This window comes from Bartonella sp. AP58NXGY, from assembly GCF_042195785.1.
In the GTDB taxonomy this organism is placed as follows: domain Bacteria; phylum Pseudomonadota; class Alphaproteobacteria; order Rhizobiales; family Rhizobiaceae; genus Bartonella.
Genome location: NZ_JBHIOY010000218.1, coordinates 504 through 753, shown reverse-complemented (window position 1 = coordinate 753; position 250 = coordinate 504). Strand labels below are relative to the sequence as shown.

Annotated in this window: 1 pseudogene; it reads left to right on the top strand. The window is 41.6% G+C overall.

Going from position 1 to position 250, the window contains the following annotated elements:
* Positions 1 to 250, top strand: a pseudogene (locus ACFINC_RS10550) (hypothetical protein); the annotation flags it as partial.

The following is a 250-nucleotide window of genomic DNA, read 5'->3' as shown; positions in this document are numbered from 1 at the left end:
AGCCTCTTCCGCAAGAAATGCAGAATAGGATGGCTTTGTACGATATTGATCCCTATGCACCAATCGTGATGCGATTTTTCAAGGAGGAAAATGTTGCCAAAGTTTGGAAGCAATCTCGTTCAGGTCCTTTTATTTTGGTTGCTCGTTATGGCATTTGCAAATGGTCTGGTAAGCTTGGTCCTAAATATAAGGAAGGGGATCTTCAGACACCGGAAGGTTTTTATACGATTACTGCAAACCAAATGAATCC